The organism is Bradyrhizobium sp. PSBB068 (genome assembly GCA_016839165.1).
GTDB lineage: Bacteria > Pseudomonadota > Alphaproteobacteria > Rhizobiales > Xanthobacteraceae > Bradyrhizobium.
Window position 1 is genome coordinate 729,451 of the sequence record CP069300.1, and the last position, 26,913, is coordinate 756,363.

Annotated in this window: 27 protein-coding genes and 1 other RNA gene; 18 read left to right on the forward strand and 10 right to left on the reverse strand. The window is 65.5% G+C overall.

All coding sequences use genetic code 11. From position 1 onward, the window contains the following. The 6 genes from JQ507_03425 to tkt form a co-directional block, all read right to left on the reverse strand. On the reverse strand, positions 1–678 hold the full coding sequence (locus tag JQ507_03425) for a thiamine phosphate synthase (GenBank protein ID QRI70601.1): 678 nt from the start codon (positions 676–678) through the stop codon (positions 1–3). Continuing rightward, positions 679–1,734 (reverse strand): fructose-bisphosphate aldolase class I, encoded by a 1,056-nt coding sequence (locus JQ507_03430; protein QRI70602.1) that lies wholly within the window; start codon positions 1,732–1,734, stop codon positions 679–681. It abuts the gene before it with no gap. A 250-nt stretch (positions 1,735–1,984) separates the two neighbouring features. Further along, on the reverse strand, positions 1,985–3,052 hold the full coding sequence (locus tag JQ507_03435; GenBank protein ID QRI70603.1) for a fructose-bisphosphate aldolase class II: 1,068 nt from the start codon (positions 3,050–3,052) through the stop codon (positions 1,985–1,987). Between the two features lie 40 nt (positions 3,053–3,092). Next, a complete protein-coding gene (locus JQ507_03440; GenBank protein QRI70604.1) occupies positions 3,093–4,289 on the reverse strand; it encodes a phosphoglycerate kinase in 1,197 nt (398 codons plus the stop codon). 143 nt (positions 4,290–4,432) lie between these two features. Beyond that, positions 4,433–5,440: a type I glyceraldehyde-3-phosphate dehydrogenase gene (gap, locus tag JQ507_03445; GenBank protein QRI70605.1), complete on the reverse strand. Its 1,008-nt coding sequence runs from the start codon at positions 5,438–5,440 to the stop codon at positions 4,433–4,435. A 160-nt stretch (positions 5,441–5,600) separates the two neighbouring features. Further along, a complete protein-coding gene (gene tkt, locus JQ507_03450) occupies positions 5,601–7,583 on the reverse strand; it encodes a transketolase (protein QRI70606.1) in 1,983 nt (660 codons plus the stop codon). Positions 7,584–7,903: 320 nt separating this feature from the next. Between tkt and JQ507_03455 the strand changes: the two genes are divergently transcribed. From JQ507_03455 to JQ507_03480, 6 genes are all read left to right on the forward strand, one after another. Beyond that, on the forward strand, positions 7,904–8,224 hold the full coding sequence (locus tag JQ507_03455) for a DUF4164 domain-containing protein (GenBank protein ID QRI70607.1): 321 nt from the start codon (positions 7,904–7,906) through the stop codon (positions 8,222–8,224). Beyond that, positions 8,221–8,604: a cell division protein ZapA gene (locus JQ507_03460; protein ID QRI70608.1), complete on the forward strand. Its 384-nt coding sequence runs from the start codon at positions 8,221–8,223 to the stop codon at positions 8,602–8,604. The genes JQ507_03455 and JQ507_03460 overlap by 4 nt, the downstream gene beginning before the upstream one ends. A 354-nt stretch (positions 8,605–8,958) precedes the next feature. Beyond that, positions 8,959–9,119: non-coding RNA, 6S RNA (ssrS, locus tag JQ507_03465), on the forward strand. A gap of 168 nt (positions 9,120–9,287) precedes the next feature. Continuing rightward, a complete protein-coding gene (locus tag JQ507_03470) occupies positions 9,288–9,866 on the forward strand; it encodes a 5-formyltetrahydrofolate cyclo-ligase (GenBank protein QRI70609.1) in 579 nt (192 codons plus the stop codon). Positions 9,867–9,868: 2 nt separating this feature from the next. After that, positions 9,869–10,696 (forward strand): TIGR00282 family metallophosphoesterase, encoded by an 828-nt coding sequence (locus JQ507_03475; protein ID QRI70610.1) that lies wholly within the window; start codon positions 9,869–9,871, stop codon positions 10,694–10,696. 174 nt (positions 10,697–10,870) lie between these two features. Then, positions 10,871–12,565 carry an adenylate/guanylate cyclase domain-containing protein gene (locus JQ507_03480; protein ID QRI73159.1) on the forward strand — a complete coding sequence of 565 codons (1,695 nt, stop codon included), beginning with the start codon at positions 10,871–10,873 and terminating at the stop codon, positions 12,563–12,565. A 64-nt stretch (positions 12,566–12,629) separates the two neighbouring features. Here JQ507_03480 and JQ507_03485 read toward each other — a convergent pair whose 3' ends face one another. Together JQ507_03485 and JQ507_03490 are read right to left on the reverse strand one after the other, a co-directional pair. Beyond that, entirely contained in the window at positions 12,630–14,054 is a 1,425-nt protein-coding gene (locus JQ507_03485; GenBank protein ID QRI70611.1) for a methyl-accepting chemotaxis protein, read from the reverse strand. Between the two features lie 147 nt (positions 14,055–14,201). Then, positions 14,202–15,956, reverse strand: coding sequence for a methyl-accepting chemotaxis protein (locus JQ507_03490; protein ID QRI70612.1), 1,755 nt, complete (start codon positions 15,954–15,956; stop codon positions 14,202–14,204). Between the two features lie 213 nt (positions 15,957–16,169). Between JQ507_03490 and JQ507_03495 the strand changes: the two genes are divergently transcribed. From JQ507_03495 to JQ507_03530, 8 genes are all read left to right on the forward strand, one after another. Then, on the forward strand, positions 16,170–16,916 hold the full coding sequence (locus JQ507_03495; GenBank protein QRI70613.1) for a YebC/PmpR family DNA-binding transcriptional regulator: 747 nt from the start codon (positions 16,170–16,172) through the stop codon (positions 16,914–16,916). A gap of 223 nt (positions 16,917–17,139) precedes the next feature. Further along, positions 17,140–17,667, forward strand: a complete 528-nt coding sequence (ruvC, locus tag JQ507_03500; protein ID QRI70614.1) for a crossover junction endodeoxyribonuclease RuvC — start codon at positions 17,140–17,142, stop codon at positions 17,665–17,667. Between the two features lie 271 nt (positions 17,668–17,938). Further along, positions 17,939–18,556 carry a Holliday junction branch migration protein RuvA gene (gene ruvA, locus JQ507_03505; protein ID QRI70615.1) on the forward strand — a complete coding sequence of 206 codons (618 nt, stop codon included), beginning with the start codon at positions 17,939–17,941 and terminating at the stop codon, positions 18,554–18,556. After that, entirely contained in the window at positions 18,553–19,602 is a 1,050-nt protein-coding gene (gene ruvB, locus JQ507_03510) for a Holliday junction branch migration DNA helicase RuvB (GenBank protein QRI70616.1), read from the forward strand. Before ruvA ends, ruvB begins: the two co-directional genes overlap by 4 nt. A gap of 171 nt (positions 19,603–19,773) precedes the next feature. Further along, positions 19,774–20,691 carry a metallophosphoesterase gene (locus JQ507_03515; protein ID QRI70617.1) on the forward strand — a complete coding sequence of 306 codons (918 nt, stop codon included), beginning with the start codon at positions 19,774–19,776 and terminating at the stop codon, positions 20,689–20,691. A gap of 66 nt (positions 20,692–20,757) precedes the next feature. Beyond that, positions 20,758–21,207 (forward strand): tol-pal system-associated acyl-CoA thioesterase, encoded by a 450-nt coding sequence (ybgC, locus tag JQ507_03520; GenBank protein ID QRI70618.1) that lies wholly within the window; start codon positions 20,758–20,760, stop codon positions 21,205–21,207. 169 nt (positions 21,208–21,376) lie between these two features. Further along, positions 21,377–21,844, forward strand: coding sequence for a nuclear transport factor 2 family protein (locus JQ507_03525; GenBank protein QRI70619.1), 468 nt, complete (start codon positions 21,377–21,379; stop codon positions 21,842–21,844). Between the two features lie 356 nt (positions 21,845–22,200). Then, positions 22,201–22,482 (forward strand): hypothetical protein, encoded by a 282-nt coding sequence (locus tag JQ507_03530; protein QRI70620.1) that lies wholly within the window; start codon positions 22,201–22,203, stop codon positions 22,480–22,482. Between the two features lie 177 nt (positions 22,483–22,659). Here the strand turns inward: JQ507_03530 and JQ507_03535 are convergent, their stop codons facing one another. After that, positions 22,660–23,304, reverse strand: coding sequence for a glutathione S-transferase N-terminal domain-containing protein (locus tag JQ507_03535; GenBank protein ID QRI70621.1), 645 nt, complete (start codon positions 23,302–23,304; stop codon positions 22,660–22,662). A 93-nt stretch (positions 23,305–23,397) separates the two neighbouring features. Between JQ507_03535 and JQ507_03540 the strand changes: the two genes are divergently transcribed. From JQ507_03540 to JQ507_03555, 4 genes are all read left to right on the forward strand, one after another. Then, on the forward strand, positions 23,398–24,057 hold the full coding sequence (locus JQ507_03540; GenBank protein ID QRI70622.1) for a TetR/AcrR family transcriptional regulator: 660 nt from the start codon (positions 23,398–23,400) through the stop codon (positions 24,055–24,057). A 91-nt stretch (positions 24,058–24,148) separates the two neighbouring features. Beyond that, on the forward strand, positions 24,149–24,796 hold the full coding sequence (locus JQ507_03545; protein QRI70623.1) for a dihydrofolate reductase: 648 nt from the start codon (positions 24,149–24,151) through the stop codon (positions 24,794–24,796). 103 nt (positions 24,797–24,899) lie between these two features. After that, entirely contained in the window at positions 24,900–25,301 is a 402-nt protein-coding gene (locus JQ507_03550) for a winged helix-turn-helix transcriptional regulator (protein ID QRI70624.1), read from the forward strand. Then, entirely contained in the window at positions 25,282–25,773 is a 492-nt protein-coding gene (locus tag JQ507_03555) for an SRPBCC domain-containing protein (GenBank protein QRI70625.1), read from the forward strand. The genes JQ507_03550 and JQ507_03555 overlap by 20 nt, the downstream gene beginning before the upstream one ends. Positions 25,774–25,942: 169 nt before the next feature. Here JQ507_03555 and JQ507_03560 read toward each other — a convergent pair whose 3' ends face one another. Next, positions 25,943–26,908 carry a glyoxylate/hydroxypyruvate reductase A gene (locus JQ507_03560; protein QRI70626.1) on the reverse strand — a complete coding sequence of 322 codons (966 nt, stop codon included), beginning with the start codon at positions 26,906–26,908 and terminating at the stop codon, positions 25,943–25,945. Between the last annotated feature and the right edge of the window lie 5 nt (positions 26,909–26,913).

The window sequence follows — 26,913 nt, forward strand, 5'->3', positions numbered from 1 at the left end:
TCATCCTTCGGCCTTCGCCGTTCCGAATGTGTCGGCATGCGCTCGCGTAATCGCCTCGCCAATCTCGACCAGAGCGGCCCTGGCACCGCGCGGATCCGACCAGATGACATCGCCAACCAGCACGAAATCCGCGCCGGCCGCCGCGAACGCCTCGGCCTCCTCGCGCGAGGTTGCAAAGCCGACGCAGGGCGGCTCGAACAATTCATCCCACCATTCCAGCCGCTCGGCGATCGCCTCCGCCGAGGGCCGCTGCCCCTTGGCGTCGGGCTCGCCGAACAGCACGTAGTCGGCGCCGGCTTCGCCTGCGGCCATGGAATCGTGCCGTGTCGCGAGCCCGCCGACGCCGACGATGCGGTCGGGCCGCAGCGAGGGCATCGCCTCTTCCATCGCGGCAATGCCGGTCAGATGCGCACCATCGGCACCGGCGCGGGCCACGATGTCGGGATGGCCATCGATCAACAGCGCCGCACCCGCGTTCTGGATCGCAGGCGCCAGCCCCTTGACGGTGGAGATCATGCTGCGCGGGTCGCTCTCGCGCAGCCGCACCAGGACGGCGGCGACGTCGGCCGCGGCGAGCAGCTCGGCAAGCTTGGCTGCAAGCTGCGACGGCTCGTCGACCGGCGGGGTCGCCAGATAGAGGCGCGGCGCCGGCCGCGGCGGAACGGGCTTGGTGGCCAACTATGCCGCCTGTTTCTCGAGGCCGGCTTCCCAATTGCCGGTGCTGGCGAGCCCGTTCATCCGGGCGCGATGCGAGAAGGCGCGCTGGCCTGCGGGGACGTTGTCGGGCTTGCCGGACCACGCCTTCTGCGGCGCCGCCTGCAGCGCACGGCCATAGGAGAAGGTCAGCCGCCACGGCAAATGACCGATCTTGTTCATGGCGTCGAGATGCGCGGTCGCTTCCTCGTCGCTCTGGCCGCCGGACAGGAAGGCGATGCCGGGCACCGCGGCCGGCACGCAGCTCTTGAGCAGGCGGATGGTCTTCTCGGCGACTTCCTGCACCGATGCCTGCTTCGGGCACTTCTTGCCGGATATCGCCATGTTCGGCTTCAGGATCATGCCTTCGAGCGCGACACGCTGCACCCGCAATTCCTGGAAGGTGCGGTTCAGCACGCGCTGCGTCACCTCGTAGCAGCGGTCGATGTCGTGATCGCCGTCCATCAGCACTTCGGGCTCGACGATCGGCACGATCTGCGCGGCCTGGCACAGCGCGGCGTACCGCGCCAGCGCGTGGGCGTTGACGCGGATCGCGGTCATGGTGGGAATGCCCCGGCTGCCGGCGCCGCGGCTGCCCACGCCGGAGCCGATATCGATCACCGCGCGCCATTTCGCAAAGCGCGCCCCGCGGTCGTAATATTTCTTCAGCCGCTCGGCGAGCTTGTCGAGGCCGACGGTGACGAGTTCGCCCGGGCAGTTCGGCAGCGCCTGGGTGCCTTCGTCGACCTTGATGCCGGGGATCGCGCCTGCCTGCTCGATCAGCTTGACCAGCGGCGTGCCGTCCTTCGCGTTCTGCCAGATCGTCTCGTCGTAGAGGATGACGCCGGAGATGTATTTGCTCATCGCCTCCTGCGAGCGGAACAGCATCTCGCGATAGTCGCGGCGATTGTCTTCGGTCGAATCGACCTGGATGGCGTCGAACCGCTTCTTGATCGTGCCGGAGGATTCGTCGGCGGCGAGAATGCCCTTGCCCGGGGTGACCATGGCAAGCGCAACTTTGTTGAGGTCAGCGAGGTTCATCGGGAACGTCCTCCGGGGCCATTGCCTTTGCAAACCAAAATAGGCGGTTCTCGGGCAAATGCCTAGAAAACGTTCGTCGCGGCCGGCGTTTGAACGTTCCACCTCTCCCATCGGGAGAGGTCGCGCCGAAGGCGCGGGTGAGGGGATGCGCTCTATCGAGGGACCTGAACCCCTCACCCGGATCGCTGGCGCGATCCGACCTCTCCCCGATGGGGAGAGGTGATCGCGGTCCTCGGCGGGTGAAGAGCGCTCAGGCGACCTTGGGATCGAGCTCGCCCTTGGCGTAGCGCTTGGCCATCTCAGCCGTGGTCAGCACCTTCTTGATCTTGCTGGCTTGGCCCGCGGTGTTGAATTCCTGCAGGCGCTGCTTGCACAGCTTGGTCATCGCCTCCATCGCGGGCTTGAGGTACTTGCGCGGATCGAACTCTTCCGGATTGTCCTTCAGAACTTTCCGAATCTGGCCGGTCATCGCCATCCGGTTGTCAGTGTCGATGTTGATCTTGCGCACACCGTTCTTGATGCCGCGCTGGATCTCGGCGACCGGCACGCCCCAGGTCGGCTTCATCTTGCCGCCATTGGCGTTGATGATCTCCTGCAGCTCCTGCGGCACCGACGAGGAGCCGTGCATGACGAGATGCGTGTTCGGCAGCTTGCGATGGATTTCCTCGATCACGTTCATGGCGAGGATGTCGCCGTCGGGCTTGCGGGTGAACTTGTAGGCGCCGTGCGAGGTGCCCATCGCGATCGCCAGTGCGTCGACCTTGGTCTCCTGGACGAACTTCACGGCCTCGTCGGGGTTGGTCAGCAGTTGGTCGTGCGACAGCTTGCCCTCGGCGCCGTGGCCGTCTTCCTTGTCGCCCATGCCGGTCTCGAGCGAGCCGAGCACGCCGAGCTCGCCTTCCACCGAGATGCCGCCGAGATGCGCCATGCCGGTCACCGTCCGGGTGACGCCGACATTGTAGTCCCAGTCGCCGGGGGTCTTGCCGTCGGCCTTCAGCGAGCCGTCCATCATGACCGAGGTGAAGCCGGCCTGGATCGCGGTCATGCAGGTGGCGGGCTCGTTGCCGTGGTCGAGGTGCACGCAGACCGGGATCTGCGGGTAGATCTCGGTGACGGCGTCCATCATGTGCTTGAGCATGACGTCGTTGGCGTAGGAGCGCGCGCCGCGCGAAGCCTGGATGATGACCGGCGCGTCGACCTCGGAGGCCGCCGCCATGATCGCCAGCGCCTGCTCCATGTTGTTGATATTGAAGGCAGGTACGCCGTAATCATGCTCGGCCGCGTGGTCGAGCAGTTGTCGCAATGTGATGCGAGCCATTCCATTTCTCCCTGTAGTGCGTTCGCGGATTTGAACTAAATCAACGGTTTTTCAAAACTTCGACGCCCGGCAGCGGCTTGCCTTCCATCCATTCAAGAAACGCGCCGCCCGCGGTCGAGACATAGGAAAAATCACCGGCTACGCCGGCCTGGTTCAGCGCCGCGACGGTATCGCCGCCGCCGGCAACCGAGATCAGCTTCTTGGCCCTGGTGCGCTCGGCGGCGTGCTTGGCCGAAACCACGGTGCCGCGGTCGAACGGCGTCAGCTCGAAGGCGCCGAGCGGCCCGTTCCAGACCAGCGTCGCGGCGTCGTCGATCGCGGCGTGGATGCGCGCGATCGATTGTGGGCCGACGTCGAGGATCATGCCGTCGGCCGGGATCGCATCGAGGCCATAGGCATGCGACGGCGCGTTGGCGGCGAACTGGTTGGCGACGACGGCGTCGACGGGGAGGATGATCGCGCAGTTGGCGGCGTTGGCCTTCTCCATGATTCGCAGCGCGGTCGCGGCGAGGTCCTTCTCGGCGAGCGACTTGCCGACCGCGACGCCCTGCGCGTGCAGGAAGGTGTTGGCCATGCCGCCGCCGATCACCAGCGCGTCGACCTTGTTCACGAGGTTTTCCAAAAGGTCGATCTTGGTCGAGACCTTGGCGCCGCCGATGATCGCGATCACGGGCTTGGTCGGGGCTTCCAGCGCCTTAGCCAGCGCGTCGAGCTCGGCCTGCATGGTGCGGCCGGCATACGCCGGCAGCTTGTGGCCGAGGCCTTCGGTCGAGGCGTGGGCGCGATGCGCGGCGGAGAAGGCGTCGTTGACCCAGATGTCGCCGAGTTTTGCCAGTTCAGCAACGAAGCCGGCGTCGTTCTTTTCCTCTTCCTTGTGGAAGCGGGTGTTTTCCAGGCAGAGGATGTCGCCATCCTTGAGGGCTGCAACCGCGGTGGCGGCTGCTTCGCCGATGCAGTCCTCGGCGAAGGCGACCGGACGATTGATCACCTTCGACAGCGCTTCCGCGACCGGCTTCAGCGAGTCCTTGGCATCGCGGCCCTTGGGTCGGCCGAAATGGGCGAGCAGGATCACCTTGCCGCCCTTGTCGGAAATCTCGGTGATGGTGGGGGCCACGCGCTCGAGCCGGGTGGCGTCGGTGACGCGGCCGCCATCCATGGGAACGTTGAGGTCGACGCGCAGCAGCACGCGCTTGCCCTTCACGTTGACGTCGTCGAGGGTGCGGAACGATTTTGTCATGAGCGTTTCCTGTGCGGCCGGACACAGCCGTCCGATGGACGGCGTTGCGTTCGCTTGCCGATGTCGCGGCCGTTGCGGCCGCGAATGCGGAGGGCAAAGACGCAGATGCCCGGCTTTGGGCCGGGCATCGCGAACAGTCGAACTTAAGCCAGCTTGCCGATCGCGACGGCGGTGTCCGCCATGCGGTTCGAGAAGCCCCACTCGTTGTCGTACCAGGCCATCACGCGCACCAGCATGCCGTTCTGCACCTTGGTCTGGTCCATGTGGAAAGTGGCCGAGTGCGGATCGTGGTTGAAGTCGATCGAGACGTTCGGCGCGTTGGTGTAGCCGAGGATGCCCTTGAGCTGCTGCTCGGCGGCGCGCTTCATCGCCTCGTTGATCTCAGCGATGTTGGTTTCGCGCTTGGCCACGATCTTGAGGTCGATCACGGAGACGTTCGGGGTCGGCACGCGGACCGAGACGCCGTCGAGCTTGCCCTTCAGCTCGGGCAGCACCAGGCCGATCGCCTTGGCGGCGCCGGTCGAGGTCGGGATCATCGACATCGCAGCGGCGCGGCCGCGATAGAGGTCCTTGTGCAGGGTGTCGAGCGTCGGCTGGTCGCCGGTATAGGCGTGGATCGTGGTCATGAAGCCGGTCTCGATGCCGACGGTGTCGTTCAGGACCTTGGCGACCGGCGCGAGGCAGTTGGTGGTGCAGGAGCCGTTGGAGACGACCAGCTGATCCTTGTTCAGCGTGTCGTGGTTGACGCCGTAGACGATGGTGGCGTCGGCGCCGTCGGCGGGCGCCGAGACCAGCACGCGCTTGGCGCCGGCGGTCAGGTGCGCGGAGGCCTTGTCCTTCGAGGTGAAGATGCCGGTGCATTCCAGCGCGACATCGACGCCGAGGGCCTTCCACGGCAGCTTGGAGGGATCGCGCTCGGCCGAAACCTTGATCTTGTTGGCGCCGAGGCTGATCGAGTCGCCGTCGACGGTCACGGTACCCGGGAAGCGGCCGTGCACGGAATCGAAGCGCAGCAGATGCGCGTTGGTCTCGACCGGACCGAGGTCGTTGATGCCGACCACCTCGATATCCTTGCGGCCGGACTCGGCGATGGCGCGCAGGATGTTGCGGCCGATGCGCCCAAACCCGTTGATCGCGACGCGGATTGCCATGCTCGTCTCCTCTAAAGCTGTTGTCAGCCCCGCGGGAGGGCTCCCACGAGGTTTTTACGGCGGAACGCCCGGTTCAGCCGGGCGCGTACGGAAAAGATGGAGCTTTGGTAATCCTTTTTCGCGACAAGCTCAACCGTAGGCCGCGGGTGCCAGCCCAGCGTCAGACGCGCTTGGTGGCAGCGTTAACGACGGCCTCAGCGGTAATGCCGAAATGCGGGAAAAGGTCCTTGGCCGGGGCGCTGGCGCCGAATCCGTGCATGCCGATGAATTCGCCGTCGTGGCCGATCACGGCGTCCCAGCCCCAGCGCACCGCGGCTTCGATCGCGATCTTGACCGGAGCCTTGCCGATAATGGCATTTTGCCGCTCGGCGGGCTGCGCCAGCAGCAATTCCAGCGACGGGACCGAGACGACCCGCGTCGCGATGCCGCGCCCGGCCAGCTGCTTCTGCGCCTCGACCGCGATCTGGACCTCGGAACCGGAGGCGAACAATGACACTTTTGCCTCACCCTGCGCCGCGACCAGCTCGTAGGCGCCGTGGCTGCACGGGTTGTCGTTCGGCGCCGTGGTGCGGAGCTGCGGCAGGTTCTGGCGGGTCAGCGCCAGAACCGTCGGTCCGTCCACGCGGTTGAGCGCCAGTTCCCAGCACTCGGCGGTCTCGACCGCGTCGCAGGGACGGAACACGCGCATGTTGGGAATCGCGCGCAGCGCCGAAAGGTGCTCGACCGGCTGGTGGGTCGGGCCGTCTTCGCCGAGGCCGATCGAGTCGTGGGTCATGACATAGACCACGCCGGTGCCCATCAGCGCCGACAGGCGCATCGCGCCGCGCGCATAGTCGGTGAACACCAGGAAGGTGGCGCCGTTCGGCGCGAAGCCGCCATGCAGGAAGATGCCGTTGAGGCACGCCGCCATGCCGTGCTCGCGGATGCCGTAATGGATGAAGCGGCCCTTCGGCGTCTTGGCGCCGAACGCGGTTGCCGACTTCGCCTTGTTGTTGTTGGAGCCGGTGAGGTCGGCCGAGCCCGCGACGAACTCCATCGGCATCGCGGCCGCGATCACCTCGATCGCGGCTTCCGACGACTTGCGGGTCGCGACGTTGAGCGGATTTTCCAGGAGGCCCTTCTTGAAGGCGCGCAGGCCCTTGGCGAGCGAGGCCGGCCGCTCGTGACGGATGCGGCGCTCGAACTCGGCGCGCTTGCGGTTGCCGAGCTGCGCGAACTGCTCGCCCCAGGCCTTGTGCTCGGCCGCGCCGCGGCTGCCCGCCTCGCGCCAGGCCTTCAGCACGTCGTCCGGCACCGAGAACGGCTCGAGCGAGATGCCGAGCTTCTCCTTGGCGCCCTTCAGCTCAGCGGCGCCGAGCGCCTCGCCATGCGCCTTGGCGGTGCCGGCCCTGGTCGGTGCGCCGAAGCCGATCGTGGTCTTGCAGGCGATCAGCGAAGGCTTGCTGGATTTCTGCGCGCGGGTGATTGCAGCCGCGATCGCCTCCGGATCGTGGCCGTCGATCAATTCGGCGGCCCAGCCGGCGGACTTGAAGCGCTTCACCTGGTCGACGGAATCGGCGATCGAGGTCGGGCCGTCGATCGAGATGCCGTTGTCGTCGTACAGCACGATCATCTTGTTGAGGCGCCAGACACCGGCGAGCGCGATCGCTTCCTGCGAGATGCCTTCCATCAGGTCGCCGTCGGAAGCGAGCACATAGGTGTGGTGATTGACGATCTTCTTGCCGAACTCCGCGGCGAGCATCTTCTCGGCGAGCGCCATGCCGACCGCTGTCGCAATGCCCTGGCCGAGCGGGCCGGTGGTGGTCTCGATGCCCTTGGTGTGGAAGTTCTCCGGGTGTCCCGGCGTCAGCGATCCCAACTGGCGGAAATGCTTGATCTGGTCGAGCGTCATGTCCTTGTTGCCGGTGAGGTACAGCAACGCATAGAGCAGCATCGAGCCGTGGCCGGCCGACAGCACGAAGCGATCGCGATCGGGCCATGCCGTGTCGGCCGCGTCGAATTTCAGGAATTTCGTGAACAGCACGGTCGCGATGTCGGCGGCGCCCATCGGCAGGCCAGGATGTCCGGAATTCGCCTTCTCGACGGCGTCCATGGCAAGGCCACGGATCGCATTGGCCATACGGGTGTGATCGACCTGCGTCATGATGAAAAGTCCGCCTGGAATGAGGAGCTGATTGCTGGACGCATCGGGGCGGGCAGCCGCGATACGCGCGTGGATGGCCTTACGGGTTGGAGGGTGGATTAGCACCTCAATTCCGCAAGTCCAAGGCGATGAAACGCCCCAAAACGGGGAAAAGTTGCTCGAAATGGCCCTATTTCATTGAACGGTGCATAGTTCAGCGCCGCCGTTGCGCTTCGCTCGCTTGCCACGTAAATTTCGTCCGCTAAACGCTTGCCGAACCGCCAGTTTTGCCGTGTGGCAGGGCTGTCTCCAGCGGAATTGAAGGGTCCACGCCGCGTGTCATGAGTGATCGTCTCGCCAACGGGTCTGGCAATACCGAGGCACCGCTTGCCGATATCGATGCTGCGACCAAGCGGCTGATGGCAGCACTTGATGCGCTGGAAAGCTCGGTGGAGCGGCGCCGCGAGGCCGACCGCGACGAGAACGAATTGGCGAGCCGGATCCAGGCGCTCGGCGCCGATCGCTCACGACTTGCCGACGAACTCGACGGTTCGCTGGTGAAGACGCGCAAGCTCGAGCGCGTCAATCGCGACATCGCGGAGAAGCTCGACGCGGCGATCGGCACCATTCGCGCCGTGCTTGCGGGCGGAGAAGGCAGATGAGCCACATCAACGTCACCATCAATGGCCGGCAATACCGGATGGCCTGCGAGGAGGGCCAGGAGGTGCGGCTGCTGAAGCTCGCGGAGAATCTGCAGCAGCGCGTCGAATCGCTGCGCGGCAAGTTCGGCGAGATCGGCGATGCGAGGCTCACCGTGATGGCGGCGCTGACCGCCTGCGACGAGCTGGTCGATGCGAGCGCGCGCATTCGCAGCCTCGAGGAAGAGGTCGAGCAGCTGCGCAATGCCCGCACCGCCGCCACCGATCGCGCCCGCGCGACCCAGACCGCGGTCTCCAACGCGCTCAACGCAGCAGCCGAGCGGATCGAGCGCACCACGCAGGTGCTCAACCGCACCATCGGCGGCGGCATCGCGATCGGGTGATCCTGCTCCGCCCTCCCCCGGAGGGGCAGGCCTGGCGCATTTGGCTGCCGGCTATGACGACGTGGAAGCGTCGGTTGCAGAAGCATGTAAATGCCATGCGCGCCCCCTGGGCGGGTGCCGGCTTGCCGGAATTCGGAATACCGGAAGAGTATCGGTGAGTTGCCCGACGCGTCAAGTCGTTTGGACAGTCGTTTGGTCGATCGCCGGCCGCCGCCGCTGCTTTGCATGGGGTTGTTTTCGATATTTTGGCGGCGCGCCCCCGCGGATGCTCTCAAGTGGACAATGAAGTGGAGCAGGAGCTCCGCGTCGTCCTTACCGCTGGCGGATTTGGCCAACGATAGCTAGATTAGCCCCGCGAAGCTGCGTCGTGCGTCAGGAGCCATATATCCCCGGGGCCTTATCGATCCTTTAGGGAACTGTCCCTGGCCGGGTCCGTGGACCCGGACATATGGTGCCCACCTACTTTCGTAGGGAACTCCGGGATCGAGCGCTCCAACGGCCTCTGCGGCTTCGCACTATTTTTGCTGTTGCCTGGTCGTCGCGCGGCGGCGGTTCGATTGTGGTGCACCGCTGTCCCCTGCGAAGCAGGGCGTCCAGTGCGCCGCGGCCTGGCCCTTTGAATGCGAGCGTCTCTGAATGATGGATCGTCCGTTGTCGCGGACGACGACAGCGGAAGATGGATCATGCACGCATCTCCATCGAAGGCCGAGCTTCGGGCGCTTGCTCTCGCCAAGCGCGACGCGCTGAGCGACGAGCAGCGTGCGGCCGCGGCCGAGGCGCTCGCCAAGCGCCGCGTGCCATTCGAGATCACGCAAGGCATGATCATCTCCGGCTATGCCCCGATCCGTAGCGAGCTCGATCCGGCGCCGCTGATGAAGAAGCTTGCGGAAAAGGGGGCGCGGCTCGCGCTGCCCTGCATCAATGCGCGCGGCCAGTCGCTGACCTTTCGCAGCTGGTCGCCGCAGGACCGGCTGATGCTCGGGCCGCTCGGCATTCCCGAGCCGTCGCCGGCTGCGGCCGAGGTGCATCCCGACGTGATGCTGGTGCCGCTCGCCGCATTCGACAAGCTCGGCCACCGCATCGGCTACGGCGCCGGCTATTACGACTATACCTTTGCGCATCTGCGCAAGGCCAAGCATGTGATCGGGGTGGGAATTGCCTTTGCTGCACAGGAAACCAAGGCTATCCCGGCGCTGTCGCACGACGTCCCGCTCGATTATGTGCTAACGGAGCGCAAGACGTTCGATTTCCGGAGTAGCTAGCCTTGCGTATCCTCTTCGTTGGTGACGTCGTCGGCAGGACCGGCCGCACCGCCATTTCAGACCATCTTCCCGGCATGATCAGGGACTGGTCGCTCGACCTCGTCGTCGTCAATGGTGAGAATTCCGCCGGCGGTTTCGGCATCACCGAGGCGATCTACCAGGAGTTGCTGGATGCCGGTGCCGACGCGATCACGCTCGGCAACCACGCCTGGAATCAGAAGGAGGCGCTGGTCTTCATCGAGCGCGCGCCGCGCCTGATCCGCCCGCTGAACTTCCCGCGTCATTCGCCCGGCCGCGGCGCCACCCTGGTCGACACCAAGAACGGCAAGCGCGCGCTCGTGCTCAATGCCATCGGCCGCGTGTTCATGGAGCCGTCCTCGAACGATCCGTTCAGCGCGATCGATCGCGAGCTCGAGGCCTGCCCGTTGCGCCAGGGCGCAGATGCCATCGTGCTCGATTTCCACGCCGAGGCGACCAGCGAGAAGCAGGGCGTCGGCTTCTTCTGCGACGGCCGGGTCAGCCTCGTGGTCGGCACCCATACCCATGTGCCGACTGCCGATCACCAGGTGCTGCCCGGCGGCACCGCCTATATGAGCGATGCCGGCATGACCGGCGATTATGATTCGGTGATCGGCATGCAGAAGGAGGAGCCGCTGCAGCGCTTCCTCACCGGCATTCCCTCCGGCCGTTTCGAGCCGGCGGGCGGTGTTGCGACGCTGAGCGGTATCGCGGTCGAGACCGACGATGCCACCGGGCTTGCGGTCAAGGTCGCGCCGGTGCGCGCCGGCGGCCGGCTCGAGCCTGCGGTGCCGGGATTCTGGACCAGCTAGCCTGCGACACCTTGTCGTGCTTTGATGGGCAGTGATTTTGATGGGGTAGTGATTTTTCAGTCCCAATGATTTTTCGATATCGGTGATTTGCTTCCGGAGATTGCAGTGTCCGAGCGCGTCGAACGTCGTTTGGTGGCCTTGGTGGCGGCCGATGTTGCCGGCTACAGCCGCCTCATGGGCCGCGACGAGGAGCGGACGCTTGGCGACCTGAAGGGCGCCCGCCAGACGCTGGTCGATCCGACCATCGCGGCATGCCGAGGCCGTATCGTCAAGACCACCGGCGACGGGATGCTGGTCGAGTTCGCCAGCGCCGTCGACGCTGCGCGGTGCGCCATCGAGGTTCAGCGAGGCATGGCCGAGCGGAACGTCGCGGTGCCGCCCGATCGCAGAATCGAATTCCGTATCGGCATTCACGTCGGCGACATCATCATCGACAGTGACGATATCTTCGGTGAGGGCGTCAACATCGCGGCGCGCCTCGAGGGGATGGCCGATCCCGGCGGAATCTGCATTTCGGACGATGCCCATCGGCAAATCCGAGGCAAGGTCGACATCGATTTCGGTGACATGGGCTCACAGTCGCTGAAGAATATCGCCGAGCCGATGCGCGTTTGGCAGATTCGGATCGGCGGCGAGCCTGGCTCGCAGCGCTCGACAGTGCCGGTCCAACCGCTTCCGCTGCCGGACAGGCCGTCGATTGCAGTGCTGCCGTTCGACAACATGAGCGGGGATCGCGAGCAGGATTATTTTGCCGACGGCATGGTCGAAGAGATCATCACGGCGCTGTCGCGGTTCAAATCGCTGTTCGTCATCGCGCGAAATTCGAGCTTCGCCTACAAGAACAAGGCTATCGACATCAAGCGGGTGGGCCGCGAGCTCGGCGTACGCTATGTGCTGGAAGGCAGCGTGCGCAAGGCCGGCAACCGGGTCCGCATCACCGGCCAGCTGATCGAGGCGACGACCGGCAACCACATCTGGGCCGACCGCTTCGACGGCGAGCTCGAGGATATCTTTGGCCTGCAGGACAAGGTCACCTCGAGCGTTGTCGGCCTGATCGCGCCGAGGCTGGAGCAGGCCGAATTCGAGCGTGTCAGGCAGAAGCCGACGGACAAGCTGGACAGCTACGACCTCTATTTGCGCGGCATGGCGCTGATTCATCAGCGCGCCTCGCTCGCCGATGCCTATAAGCTGTTCAAGCAGGCGATCGAGCTCGATCCGCAGTTCGCCGCGGCGCATGCCATGCTGGCGTGGACCTGGATGGCCCGGCAGGCCACGACCGGCTCGCCGCTCGACGGCCCGGAGCGGTTCGAGGCCGTCAAGCACGCACGGCTGGCGTCGCGACTCGGCGAGGAGGATGCGTTCGTGCAGTCGACGGCCGGCCACGTGTTGACCTATCTCGGGCATGACTACGACCTCGGCTCGTCGATGGTCGAGGAGGCGATCGCGCTGAACCCCAATCTCGGATTCGCCTGGTATTCGCGCGGCTGGGTCTCGCTGATGTGCGGTGAGACCGAACGCGCAATCGAGAGTTTCGACCACATGATCCGGCTTAGTCCGCTCGATCCCCTGCGCGTCAGCGCCTGGATCGGCATGGCGCACGCCTGCTTCTGGCTCGAACGCTATGAGGAGGGGTGCAAGGTTGCCAGGCGGTCGTTGCGCTTCAACTCCAATGCGCATTCATTGGGCGCCTTCATCATCAATGCGATCCGCGCAGGTGATGCGGAGGAGGCGCGAAAGGCGATCGCTCGTCTGTTGCGGGTGCATCCTGGCTTCCGTACCTCGCATATCAGCGAGGCGTTCCCGGTGCGCGACGCCGTATTGCGCGACCAGATCGGCGCTGCGCTGCGTGACGCAGGATTGCCGGAGTAACCAAGGCGTTTTCGAGCGAAGTGGCCGCCGTTTCGCGTCAAGAAGAGCGTCCGAACGACAAGCCCTAGCCCTGCCGGAAACCCATCCGGAATGCGCCCCAGTGGCGGCCGCCGACGAAGATCGGCGATGACAGGTCCTTCATCAACACGAAATTGCCGCCGCCCATGTCGCGGCGGTAGGTCTGCAGCAGGAACGGCTTGGTATTGGCCGCGACCTTGCTCACCGCGCGGTCGTTGAACAGCCGGCGGTTGCGGCAGTTGGCGTTGTTCCACACCGGGTCCGGGCCCTGCGGCTGCCGATAGTTCGGATTGTGGGTCGGCAGATAGCCGCCGCGCGCCCAGGCGACGCAGAACACGATGCGCGGATCGGCCTTCTGGATCGGATCCTGGATCGCGGGCAGCACGCGATCGGTGAAAGAGACATAGTCGGTCAGATACTGTTTCGGATCGGTGCCGGCGATCTCGCGATAGTTCTCGTCCATCAATTGCGCGAGCGTGATGTCACCTTGCGCGACCGCGTTCTCGAACAGGTCGGAGATCCGTTTCGCGGTCTCGATCACGACGCGGATCAGCGGCGTATCAGAGGTCTCGACGCCGCTGTCGGCAATGGTCACGATCAGGCTCTCGGAGAGCTCGAGCAGCTTCGCCACGCGGCCGTCGGCGTGCTTGAGGTCGCGCGAGGACAGGTCGACGCCCTTGGCGAGCTCGTTCAGTTCCGTGATTACGCTCTCGCAATGGCCGAGATTGGAGGTCGCGGCGCGCGCCACGCTGCCGATCTCGGCGCCGACCAAGGAAAAGCCATCCTGCACGCGGCTGATGATGCCCGAGATCTGCTGGGCGCCCTCGCTGGCGCTCTTGGCGCGCAGCGAGGCGTCGCCGCTCTCGCCGATCAGGCTGCCGATCTGGCCGTCGAGATCGCGTACGGTGTCGGAAATCTGATGCGTCGCCTGGCGGGTCGCCTCCGCGAGGTTCTTCACCTCGCCAGCGACCACCGCAAAGCCGCGGCCGGCAGTGCCGGCGCGCGCCGCCTCGATGGTGGCGTTGAGCGCCAAAAGGTTGGTCTGCTTGGCGATCGCCTCGATCGAGCCGGAGACCTTGGCGACCTGGCTGAGCGCTGCACCGACCGCGGCGAGCCGCGCCTCGATCCGACCGACGGCGGCGACGAGTTCCGCAATGTGGCTGACCGCCGTCTGGACCACGCGGCGCGACTCGGCGATCTGGCCGGCCGCGGCGGATGCGGTCGATTGCACCGCCTGCGATGCGTTGGCGATGTCGTGATTGGCCGAGACCATGGTCTCGGCGGTCGCCTGCAAATGATGGAACCGCTCCGACTGGTTGGCGACGCGGCTCGCGACCTCCTGGACATTGCCGGCGATATCAGCGAGTTCGACGCCGAGGCCGCCGATGCGGTCGGCGAGCTGGTCGACCAGCCGTTCGGCCAGCGTCCGGTCCGATGAAATATCCAGCACTGCAAGCTGCGCAGCCGACATATCAGCACGTCCTCCAGTCACGACGGCCCGTCGAGCCGCAGCAGCATTCTCCATTCCGATCTAAAGTGTGATTCGCGAAGGCCGTCTTGCCTGAGCGTGCACTGGGTGGCCCGGATTACGCTTCGCTGCATCCGGACTACCCAGTCATCAAAGCTTGTAGGCCGTGCGGAAGCCGCCCCAGTGCCGGCCGCGGACGCGGATTGGCACGTCGATCTCGCGCATCATCACGGTGTTGCCGTTGCCCATGTCGCGCGCGTAGGTCTGGATCAGATAAGCGCGCTGGTTGCGGCCGGCGGCAAGGCCGGCTGCATCGTTGAAGATGCGGCGGTTGCGGCTGTTGGCGGTGTTGAAGGCGACGTCGCCCGGCCGCTGCGGCTGCGAGTAGACCTTGTTGTGGACCGGCAGATAGCCATTCTGGTCGATCGCGACGCAGAACGCCATCCGCTTGTCCTTGGCAAGGAACGCCTCCTGGAAGGCCGGCAGCGCGCGCTCCGCCCAGTCCAGCATCCGGGTGCGATGCTGCACCGGGTTGGTGCCCGCGATCTCGACATAGTCGGTGTCGAACATGTCTGCGATCGCAATCGCACCGCTCGCCAGCCCGTTCTCGAAGATCTTGCTCAGCGCGTGGCCGGCTTCCATCGCGCGGGTGACGAACTCGGTGTTCTCCTCGTGGATCGCCCACATCCGGTCTTCGATCTTTTCGCGGAGTTCGGCGTTCGCCGCTTCGAAGCGGGCCTGGCAGCCGGCCTTGGAGCGGTCGCCGATCCTGATCCGGCACGCGCCGATATCCTGCAACCTCGCGCTCAGGGTCTCATGGGCCGGCAGCTTCTCGGCGTCGGGGCCGCCGATCAGGATGCCGTCCATCGCGATCTCGTAGACCTGTGCGGTGACGGTGCCGCGCGTGGTCTTGATCTCGATGGTGAGGCTGCAGGGCAGGCGCTCGTTCCTGCGCGGGTCGACACGTTCGTTCTGGCGCAACAGCACCGCGCAGCGGGCCTTCAGCTTCCGGGCGAAGCCGGTCACCGCCTTGCCGGCCTTGGCGACATCGTCGCCATGCGCGGCGGCTTCCTGCGTCGCCGAGTCGATCTCGCCGGCGCTGGTGCCGACCGAGACGATGAAGCTGGAGGCGGAGGCCGCGTTCTGGCCGATCTCGCCGGTAATCTGGTTCTGCTCGGCGACCGCGCCGTTGACGTTCTCGAACACCGGGCGGATCTTTTCGATCGCCTGCGAGATGCGGTGGACGGCGTCCGCCGATCCGGTGGCGTCCTTCTGCAAAGCCTCGATCTTCCGCGTGATCTCCTCGGTTGCGCTCTGGGTCTGTACCGCCAGCGCCTTGACCTCGGTCGCGACCACCGCAAAGCCCTTGCCGGCGGCGCCGGCGCGCGCCGCTTCGATCGTCGAGTTGAGCGCGAGAAGGGTGGTCTGCCGCGCGATCTGCGCGATCAGATTGACGACGTTGCCGATCGCGGCGGAGGATTCGCGCAACCGATCGACATTGGCGGTGGCCTCGCGCGCCGCGGCCGCGGCGTCGTCGGCGAGCTGGCTCGCGCTGCGCACCTGTTGGCCGATGCCTTCTGCGGAATGGGTGAAGCGGTCGGCGGCCTCAGAGAACGTTGTCGCGGTGCTCTGTGCGTCGCTGCTGCGGCCGGTCAGCGCATCGGTGCGGGCGCGAATGGTGGCAAGCTTGGCTGCCGTCGCCTCGGCGCCGTCGGCAACCGAGCTGGCGGCGCGCTCGAGCTGGCGGATCATCGCGCCGAGCTCGAGTTCCAGCAGCTCCAAGATCTCCTTGGCCGAATCGGCCTCGGTGGAGACCTCGGGCGTGGCAACCGCGGCTGGAACCTGCGGCGCGACGGTTGGCGCAACCGGCTCCGGCACTTGCTTTCGAAACAAACCGAACGCCATGGGAGTTCCGGGGGCTCTGGGAAAGTTACGGCGGGACGGCGGCGATCCTCGCATCCGGGCATGAAGTCATGGTTAACAAGTGCCTCATATTCCGGCATGCGGTAGTATTCCCGGGCCCGAAGGCCTCGCCGATCCTTTGATTTTGACCGTGAGAGGCCTATAAGGCCGCGTTTTCCACCCTCGTTCAGACCCTAAGCCTCGAAGAGACGTCGCATGGCCGGCCATTCCCAATTCAAGAACATCATGCACCGCAAGGGCCGGCAGGATGCCCAGAAGTCGAAGCTTTTCGGCAAGCTGGCGCGCGAAATCACTGTGGCGGCCAAGCTCGGCACCCCCGATCCGGCGATGAACCCGCGCCTGCGCGCCGCCGTGGTCGCGGCCCGCGCCGAGAACATGCCCAAGGACAATATCGACCGCGCCATCAAGAAGGCGGCCGGCAACGAGGGCGAGAACTATGACGAGATCCGCTACGAGGGCTATGGCCCCGGCGGCGTCGCCGTCATCGTCGAGGCGCTGACCGACAACCGCAACCGCGCCGCCTCCGACATCCGCTCGTTCTTCACCAAGTCCGGCGGTAATCTCGGCGAAACCGGCTCGGTCGCCTTTATGTTCGATCGCACCGGCATCATCGAATACGACGCCAAGGTCGCCTCCGACGATGCCATGCTGGACGCCGCAATCGAGGCCGGCGCCGACGACGTGGTGTCCAGCGAGGGCGGCCACGAGGTCTACGCCTCGCAGGATACCTTCCGCGACGTGGCCAAGGCGCTGGAAGCGAAGTTCGGCGAGCCGCGCAAGGCGGCGCTGACCTGGAAGCCGCAGAACACCGTCGCGGTCGACGACGAAACCGGCGAAAAGCTGCTGAAGCTGATGGATCTGCTCAACGAGCACGACGACGTGCAGAACGTGTTCGCCAATTTCGAGGTGTCCGACGCGCTGATCGCGAAGATGGGCGGCTGAGCCACTTACTCTGCTGTCATCGCCCGAACACTCGACCGGGCGATCCAGTATTCCAGAGGCTGTCGTTGTGCTTGATCCGATAGGCCGCGGCGTACTGGATCCCCCGCTTTCGCGGGGGATGACGAGCACGGCTGGATGACGGGCACCGTGCGATGACGCGCGGAGCGGGGGATGGTACTCCGTTTGTGTTTCGTTCTCGCAGGCCAGGCGGTATCACTACCCCATGACAGCCCAGCCGATTCGCTCTCCCGTCCGCATCATCGGTATCGATCCGGGTCTCCGCCGCACCGGCTGGGGCGTGATCGAGACCGAAGGCAACCGTCTGGTGTATATCGGTTGCGGCTCGGTCGAGCCGCCGGACGATCTGCCGCTGGCGAGCCGGCTGCTCGCGATCCATGAGGGGCTTGCCGCGGTGCTCGGCGACTTCAGGCCGGCCGAGGCCGCGGTCGAGCAGACCTTCGTCAACAAGGACGGCGTTGCCACGCTGAAGCTCGGCCAGGCCCGCGGCGTAGCCATGCTGGCGCCCGCAATGTTCGGTATCTCGGTTGCCGAATACGCGCCGAACCAGGTCAAGAAGACCGTGGTCGGCGCCGGTCACGCCGAGAAGAACCAGATCCAGGTGATGCTGAAGATCCTGCTGCCGAAAGCCGAGCCGCCCTCCGCCGACGCCGCGGACGCGCTCGCGGTCGCGATCACCCATGCCCATCACCGCCAAAGTGCGGCGCTGCGGCTCAGGGTGGCGAACCTATGATCGGTGCGAGTGAGGCGGGCGCGCTGATCGGGCTCCCTCCCCCCTTGCGGGCAAGGGGTGGGGAGAGGGGTAAGCCCAGGGCGAGACGGTCGATGCGTTCATCACTCTCGCAAGGTCGGTCACCCGCCGCCGAAACGGAAATTGAGAGAGCGCGTCGTGTGGTACCCCTCTCACTAATCCTCCCCCGCAAGGGGGGAGGGAGCCCTTCCGCCGGTACGTCCCACACTGAAGCATTCGAACGCAGTGCGAGCACCGAGTGCGAGGTGGCAAGATGATCGGCAAGCTCAAAGGCCTGATCGATTCCTATGGCGAGGATTACGTGATCCTCGACGTCGGCGGCGTCGGTTATCAGGTGCATTGCGCTGGTCGCACGCTGCAGGCGTTGCCGTCGCCGGGCGGAGCGGCCGTGCTCTCGATCGAGACCTATGTGCGTGAGGACGCGATCAAGCTGTTCGGCTTCCGCAGTGATCACGAGCGCGAATGGTTTCGCCTGCTGCAAACCGTGCAGGGCGTCGGCGCCAAGGTCGCGCTCGCGGTGCTCGGCACGCTGCCGCCGACCGATCTCGCCAACGCCATCGCGCTGCGCGACAAGGCGGCGGTGGCGCGGACCCCGGGCGTCGGGCCGAAGGTCGCCGAGCGCATCGTCAGCGAATTGAAGGACAAGGCGCCGGGCTTTGCCGATGTCGATCCCGCTGTGGTTCAGCTCTCGGGCGCGATCGACAACAACCGCGCGCCGCGCCCGGTCACCGATGCGATCTCCGCTCTGGTCAATCTCGGCTACGGCCAGCCGCAGGCCGCCGCCGCCATCGCCGCCGCCTCGCGCAGCGCCGGCGAAAGCGCCGAGACCGCGCAGCTGATCCGGCTGGGGCTTAAGGAATTGTCGAAGTGAACACGCCGCCCCGCATCGTGACACCCGAACGCCGCTCCGACGATGTCGGTGACACCGCGCTGCGTCCGCAGTCGCTGACTGAATTCGTCGGCCAGGCCCAGGCACGGAAGAATCTTTCGATCTTCATCGAGGCGGCGAAGAAGCGCGGCGAGGCGCTCGATCACGTGCTGTTCGTCGGTCCCCCCGGCCTCGGCAAGACCACGCTGGCGCAGATCGTCGCGCGCGAGCTCGGCGTCGGCTTCCGCGCCACCTCCGGTCCGGTGATCGCGAAGGCCGGCGACCTCGCGGCGCTGCTCACCAATCTCGAAGAGCGCGACGTGCTGTTCATCGACGAGATCCATCGCCTCAGCCCGGCGGTCGAGGAAGTCCTCTATCCCGCGATGGAAGATTTCCAGCTCGATTTGATCATCGGCGAAGGCCCCGCGGCGCGCTCGGTGAAGATCGAGCTGTCGAAATTCACGCTGGTCGGCGCGACGACGCGCGCGGGGCTGCTCACCAACCCGCTGCGCGATCGTTTCGGCATTCCGGTCCGGCTCAATTTCTACACCGTGGAGGAGCTGGAGAAGATCGTCACCCGCGGCGCCCGCGTGCTGAACATCGGCATGAGCCCGGATGGCGCCAACGAGATCGCGCGCCGCGCCCGCGGCACGCCGCGCATCGCCGGCCGCCTGTTGCGCCGGGTGCGCGACTTTGCCTCCGCTGCCGATGCGGACTCCGTCGATCGCGGCATCGCAGACCGGGCGCTCAGCGCGCTCGAGGTCGACAGCGCCGGGCTCGATGCGATGGACCGGCGCTATCTCACCACCATCGCGCTGAACTATGGCGGCGGGCCGGTCGGCGTCGAGACCATGGCGGCGGCGCTGTCCGAGCCGCGCGATGCGATCGAGGACATCATCGAGCCCTATCTGATCCAGTGCGGCTATCTGCAGCGCACCCCGCGCGGCCGGCTGCTGACCTCGCATGCCTTCCGCCACCTCGGCCTCGCCGAGCCGAACCGCGATCCCTCGCAGTTCGGCCTGTTCAGCGGCAACGGCGACGAGGATTGAACTCAAAGCTCTCGAAGACGTGAAGAAGCGTGTTGGTGCAGCGCATTGCGCCGCCGGTAACCTTGCGCGCTAACCATCGCGGCATCTCTGCAGGCCGTCTGCACAAACGGGGCCCAATTTCGCTCCAATCAAAGGGCCTATGTTCATTCAGGCATCACCGATCACATGTCCATGATCTCACGTCGTCATTTTCTTCGCGGCTTCGGCGGATTGACCGCCGCCTCCGCTTCGACCGCAGCCTACGGCGTCAGCGAGCCGGTCGTCCGGCTCACGCTGACGCGCTACGATCTGTCGCCGCGGCAATGGCCGTCGGACTTTCCGCTCAGGATCGCAGCCCTCGCCGACATCCACGCCTGCGATCCCTGGATGTCGCTTGATCGCATCGCCGAGATCGTCGACCGCACCAACGCACTGAACCCTGACATCATCGTGCTGCTCGGCGACTATGTCGCGGGACTGCGCCACGTCACGCGCTTCATTCCGGCATCCGAATGGGCCGCCGTGCTCAAGGGCTTGAAGGCGCCGCTCGGTGTGCACGCCGTGCTCGGCAATCACGATTACTGGGAAGACAAGATGGTGCAGCGCTTGGGGCAGGGCACACCGGTCGCGCGCCGCGCACTGGAGCGCGCCGGCATCCCGGTCTACGAGAACGACGCAGTGCGGCTCGTCAAGGATAACCGCCCGTTCTGGCTCGCGGGCCTCGGCGACCAGCTCGCCTTCATGGCGGCGCGGCCCTATCGCGAGATCAGGCGCGTCGGCGTCGACGATCTCAACGGGACGCTCGCGAAAGTCACCGACGATGCGCCGGTGATCCTGCTCGCGCACGAGCCCGATGTTGCGCTCCGAGTGCCCTCGCGCGTTGCGCTGCAACTGTCCGGCCACACCCATGGCGGCCAGATCCGGCTGCTCGGCTGGTCGCCGGCGGTGCCGGTCAAGCACGGCATGCGGCTCGCCTACGGCCACATCAAGCTGAAATGCGACGTCGTCGTCTCCGGCGGCCTCGGCTGCAGCATCATGCCGTTCCGCCTCGGCGTGCCGCCCGAGATCGTGCAGGTCACGCTCGGCGGAAAGGGGCCGGTGGTGTCCTGATCGCGCTTGCGTGATCGGATAATTTGCGCAACACGATTGCTCTCCGAGGCAATCGAGGGGCCGCAATTGACCTTACCCCACATCGACGGCGCGATCCGTGATGGCCGACACCATATGCAGGTCCGTGTCTATTACGAAGACACCGATTTTTCCGGCATCGTCTACCACGCCAATTACCTGCGGTTCATGGAGCGCGGGCGTACCAATCATCTCCGATTGATGGGGGCCGAACAGAACGCGCTGTTCGAGGAGGCGCAGGAGGAGACCGGCGGCTTCGCCTTCGTGGTGCGCTCGATGACGCTCGACTTCCTCAAGCCCGCGCGGATGGACGACATGCTCGATGTCGTGACCTGGCCGATCGCGGTGAAGGGCGCCTCCATCATGCTGGCGCAGGAGGTCCGGCGCGGCGATGACGTGCTTGTGAAGGCCCAGGTCCGCGTTGCTTTCGTCAGCCAGGGCAGGGCACAGCCGATCCCGAAGTCCATCCGTGCGCTGATGAAGGCCGATCTAGCTTAGTTATTGGGCGATAGGAAACGCCCCATCGACTCCATGCGGCGCGACGATAGATTTGCGCGTGACAGAGCGCGATCAGATTGATCGCGCTTGTCTTCTATTTCGAGCATGATCTTTTCGGAAAACCGCTTCACACTTTTCCGGATCATGCTTCAACAACGAGGGATCGCCGATGTCACGCCCGCCGCTGCCACCTTTCACCCGTGAGACCGCCGCGCAGAAGGCGCGCATGGCGGAAGATGCCTGGAATTCGCGCGACCCCGTCCGGGTTGCCAGCGCCTATACCGAGGACAGCCGCTGGCGCAATCGCTCCGAAGTGTTTCAGGGCCGCGAGGCGATCGTCGCTTTCCTCACCCGCAAATGGGAGAAGGAGCAGGACTATCGCCTGATCAAGGATCTCTGGGCGTTCGACGGCAACCGCATCGCGGTGCGCTTCCAGTACGAATGGCACGACGCCAGTGGCAACTGGTTTCGCTCCTACGGGAACGAGCAGTGGGAGTTCGACGAGCACGGCCTGATGCGCCGCCGGGAGGCCTCTATCAACGACATCGCGATTGCGGAAAAGGACCGCCGCTTCCATTGGCCGGCGCCCGGCCCGCGCCCGGCGGATGTGCCGGGGTTGGGGGATAGTCCGTTTTAGTTGTCGTCCCGACGCCCTGGTGAGCGATCGCACCGCTCCCGGATTGCGCTGCGCTTAATCCGGGCTACGGGATATTACCCGGCCGATCGAAAGCGTTTGCAAGTCTCGATCAAGATCGGTTTATTCGGCGATTGCAACCTCAACGCGTCCGCCGGACTCATTTCATGTCAATTGAACGTTCTACAGCCCTTGTGCTCACGGGCGTCCTCCTCGCGAGCGCTTTTTTAGCCATTCCAATCCAGCCAAGCGCGGCGAAGAGTGAGATGCGCGGGCCCGACACCTGGGGATCGATGTTCAGGCATCAGATCGAGAGGTGTTGGAGGAAGCCTGTACGCGTCGGTGACGAGGCCGCGAGCATGAAGGTTGAGTTCGTGGTCAAGCTGACGCGAGAGGGTAAACTGGATGGGCAACCCGAGGTGCTGCCGGGGAGCAAGTCGGCCACGTCAGATTATGCGCGAGCCTATCAAGCGAGTGCGCTGCGAGCGATCACCGACTGCCAGCCGTTCACTTTGCCGGCCGAATATTACGATCAATGGAAGCACTTCCACCCGGTCTTTATGGAATGGCCCGCAGGGCAGGGGCAACCTGCCGCTGGGGAGCTCGATACGCGCAAGCTTTCGATTTGCCGGGGATGCTGACCGCGGCGCGCAGGCTACCGCGATACTTCACCTCGCCCCGCTTGCGGGGAGAGGTCGGATCGCATCGTCAGATGCGATCCGGGTGAGAGGGAGTCTCCGCGAGTTCGTCTCTCAGCGACCTCGTGGAGACTCCCCCTCATCCCGACCTTCTCCCCGCAGGCGGGGAGAAGGAGAAGCTTACGCCGCCGCCTTGTGCCGCGCGATCTCAGCCTTGTAGAGCTCGAATTCTTCCGCGACCGCCTTCGCCACCGAAGGCCGGGCGCGCAGGCGTTCGTAATAGGCCTTCAGCGCCGGCCATTTCGCGAGCTCGATCGGCGGCGTCGCCATGGTCCAGTTGATCACCGTGACGAGATAGGCGTCGGCGACGCTGAAATGATCGAGCAGGTAGTCGCGGCCCTTCAGATGGTCCTCGACATAGTCGAGCCGCGAGACGTATTTCTCCAGTGCATAGGACTTGGCCTCCGGCGGCGCCTTCTTGTCGAGCAGCGGCAGGAACAGGCCCTTGTGCAGCTCGGTGCCGATGAAGCACAGCCATTGATGCAGCTTCGAACGTTCGGCGTTCGACGCGGTGCCGAGGCCGGCCCGCGGGAACTGGTCGGCGACATATTGCAGGATCGCGGCGTTCTCGGTCAGCACCACGCCGTCGTCGGTGCGCAGCGTCGGCACCAGGCCAAGCGGGTTGACCTTGCTGAAGTCGGAGCCGTCGTTGCGTACCTGCTTGGTCTTCGGATCGACCTCGAGATAGTTGGCCGGCTGGCCGGCTTCATAGAGCGCGACGCGGGTCGCCATCGAGCACGCGAGCGGCGAGAAATAAAGATCCATGGGAGCCTCCAGTATCTGGCGCGGGGGTCCGGCCGTTGTTGATTTTTGTACTGTCCTGGATAATATTTGTGGCGTCAAGGAATTTAGTGCGAAATGGTACAAAAAAGTAAGAAGCCACCATCTACTGCCAAAATTGCAGCACCCGTTGCGCCGAAGCGGCGCGGGCGGCCGCGCGCCTATGAGCCGGATGTCGCCCTCGGCAAGGCGCTCGATCTGTTCCGCCGCGATGGCTTTGCCGCGACCTCGCTCGATGATCTGAGCGCCGCGACCGGCATGAACCGGCCGAGCCTCTATGGCGCGTTCGGCGACAAGCGCGAGCTCTACATCAAGAGCTACCAGCGCTATCGCGATGACGCGCGCGCCGCGATGGCCGACATCTTCCGCGACGATGCGCCGTTGCGCGAGCGGCTGGAGCGCATCTATCGCATCGCGCTCGACATCTATCTCTCCGGCGAGTCCGGCCCGCGCGGCTGCTTCACGGTGATGACGGCAGCCTCGGAGGCGGTGTCGGATCCCGATATCCGCAGCATGGTGCTGGAGGGCCTAACCGAGCTCGACAAGGCGTTCGGCATCTGCTTCCGCCATGCCAAGGAGCGCGGCGAGCTGCCTGAGGGCGCCGACCCGGCGGCGCTGGCGCACCTTGCATCCGCCACCATCCACACGATCGCGATCCGTGCCCGTGCCCGCGTGCCGCGCGGGGAACTCGAGGCGATCGTGAAGGGGGCCGTCGACCTGATGTGCCGGGCCCAATAGAGGCGGCAAAAATTCTTCAGCAGTAAATGTCGGGTTCTGGTTTTCCGACCCGTCTTCCGTAAGGTCTCCCCGCTCACGGAAACGGAACATCATGGGAAAAGTCAGGACTTCAGCATTCTCGGTCTCGATCGACGGATTTGGCGCGGCACCGCGTCAGAGCCTCGAAAATCCATTCGGCGAAGGCGGCATGGTGTTGCCCGGCTGGTTCCTCCAGACCCGGACATTCCGCCAGACCTTCGGCCAGGACGGCGGCAGCACCGGGCTCGATGACGAGATCGCGCGCAAGTCGATGGAAAATATCGGCGCCTGGATCCTCGGGCGGAATATGTTCGGCCCAATCCGCGGGCCGTGGCCGGACGAGTCCTGGAAAGGCTGGTGGGGCCCCAATCCGCCGTATCACACGCCGACCTATGTGCTGACCCATCATGCGCGGCCCGACATCCAAATGGAAGGCGGCACCACGTTTCACTTCGTGACGTCAGGCATTCACGTCGCGCTTGAGCGCGCGCGCGCGGTTGCCGGGGACAAGGACATCCGGGTCGGCGGCGGCGTGTCGCTGGTGCGCCAGTTCCTGGAAGCGCGCCTGCTCGACGAGGTGCAGCTGGCGCTATCGCCGGTGCTGCTCGGCGCCGGTGAGAATCTGTTCGCAGGCCTCGACCTGCCTGCGCTCGGTTACGCCGTCGTCTCGCAGGTCGCGAGCCCGAACGCGACCCACGTCACCTTCGCGCGCCAATCCTAAGATCGTTCACGCCTGCGTCAGCGGCCAACATCGGCGGTTGACGCGGGCGCAGTTCGGTCGTATTTAACCCAAAGGTTATTTAACCGATGAGCTAAGTACGAACATGCCGCTGGACCCCCTCAGTTCGACCTTCGCGGCGCTGGCCGATCCGACCCGGCGCGCGATCCTGGCGCGGCTCGCGCTCGGCGAGACCTCGGTGATGGAGCTGGCGGAGCCGTTCGACATGAGCCTGCCGGCAATCTCCAAGCACCTGAAGGTGCTGGAGCATGCCGGGCTGATCTCGCGCGGGCGCGAAGCGCAGTGGCGGCCGTGCCGGATCGCGCCCGACTCGTTCAAGCAGGTCGATGGCTGGCTCGGAAATTTCCGCCGCTTCTGGGATGAGAGCTTCAACCGCCTCGATGGCCTGCTCGAGGAGATGAAGGCGGAGGAGGCCGCAAAGGCTCCGCCGCGCAACACCCGTAAAATCAGAGTAAAGGAGAAGCAACGTGGACGCACGCGTGAATAAGACGCTGAAGATCACCACCCCGTCGGATTTCGAATTCGCGATGACGCGGCAGTTCGACGCGCCGCGGCGCTTCGTGTTCGATGCGATGACCAAGCCGGAATATCTGGTGCGCTGGCTTGGCTGCGAGACCCTCGTGATGCCGGTGTGCGAGGTCGACCTGCGCGTCGGCGGCGCCTATCGGTTCGTGTTCCGCTCGTCCGAGGGCATCGAGCATGAACTCGCCGGCACCTATCGCGAGGTGGTGCGCCCCGAGCGGCTGGCGTTCGGCGAGACCTTCTCGATGCCGGGCTTCACCAGCGAGGAATATCTCGTCATCTCGACCTTCGTCGAGGAAGCCGGCACCACCACGCTGACCACCACCATCCGCCATCCCACCAAGGAGGCGCGTGACGGCCATCTCAACTCCGGCATCGATAAGGGCGTCGCGCCCGCCTACGACCGGCTCGCCGAGGTGGTTGCCGAGATGGGCTGAGGGGTGAGGTTGCAGCCGATCTGCTTGTCGTCCCGGCGAAGGCCGGGACCCGTAACCACAGGACATCGTTGTTGTGCAGGATGCCTCCCCCGCGTGCCCCAATGAGGGGCCGCGGGGTATGGGTCCCGGCCTTCGCCGGGATGACACCGTTTGTGGCGTGGCGGCGCTGCTAATACCCCCGCTTGCGATCGACCACGTTCTCCAGCTCCCCGTTTTGCTCGAAGCGCGCGATCTGTGCCGCGACGTATTTCGAGATATCGTCGGCGTCGGTGTCGGCGGCATTGTGCGGCGTCAGCACCACCTTCGGATGGCTCCAGAACGGGCTGTCCTGCGGCAGCGGTTCGGTCTCGTAGACGTCGAGCGAGGCGGCACCCAGCGTACCGTCGTCGAGCGCGCGGAGGATATCCGCCTCGTTCTGCAATCCGCCGCGGCCGGCATTGATGATCACGGGTGCGCCGAGCGGGCTGTTGCGGTTCAGCTTCGCGAACGCATCGCGATTCAGCACATGGCGCGTGTCCGGTGTCAGCGGCAGCAGGCAGACCAGGATGTTGGTCGCGCGCAGGAACGCGTCGAGTCCGTCGGCGCCGTGGTAGCATGCGATGCCGTCGATCCGCTTCTCGCTGCGGCTCCAGCCGACGACGCGGAAGCCGAGCGCGCGCAGCGCCTGCGCGGCGGCCGCGCCGAGCGTGCCGAGCCCCATCACGCCGACGGTGATCGCGTTCGCGGCCCATTGATAATCCGGCGCCCAGCGCTTCAATCGCTGCGACTCGCGCAAGTACGGCTCCTGGCGGTGATGCATCAGCACGTGCAACACGACATATTCGGTCATCCGGCCGGTGAGGTCGGAGACCGCAACGCGCACCAGCGGCACGTCGGGCAGCGAGCGGTCGGCCATCAGCGCGTCGACGCCGGCGCCGAGGTTGAAGATGACGCGCAGGTTCTTGAACGCGGCGAGCTCGCCCGGCTTCGGCTTCCACACTGCGGCATAGTGCACCTCGGCGGGGTCCAGCGCGCCGTCCGGCAGCAGCACGACGGGGCGGTCGGGGCAGACCGCGTCGAACCGCGCCTTCCAGCGCGCCGACGACCAGTTTTCCGAGCCGCCATTGATCAGCAGCGCCAATGCGCCCTTGCCCATCCGGA